At 56.9% G+C, this 288-nt stretch carries 1 pseudogene; it reads left to right on the top strand.

Annotated elements, in window-relative coordinates:
* Positions 1-35: 35 nt before the first annotated feature.
* A pseudogene (locus tag P0G09_RS20440) lies at positions 36-288 on the top strand (Rhomboid family protein); the annotation flags it as partial.

Raw genomic sequence — 288 nt, 5'->3', positions numbered from 1 at the left:
GGGCGCACATTTACGAAGAACGGAGGCGTCTGCCCATGAACTGGATCACCAAGCTGGAACGGAAATACGGCCGGTTCTGCATTCCCAACCTCATCAACATCCTCCTCGGCGGCCAGATCCTGGTCTACGCCATTGAACTGTTCGTCAACCAGTATATTTCCTTTTATCTCTCCCTGAGCCGCAGTGCCCTGTTCGCCGGGCAGATCTGGCGGCTGTTCACCATTGTGCTGGTGCCTTTTTCGGGCGGCGGGCCGCTCAGCGTGGTGCTGGGCATCTATTTTACCTGGT

The sequence above is a fragment of the Faecalibacterium sp. DFI.5.82 genome (assembly GCF_029076575.1).
GTDB classification, from domain to species: domain Bacteria; phylum Bacillota; class Clostridia; order Oscillospirales; family Ruminococcaceae; genus Faecalibacterium; species Faecalibacterium duncaniae.
Note: the sequence above shows the minus strand (reverse complement) of the source record. Positions and strands in the feature narration are given on the sequence as shown.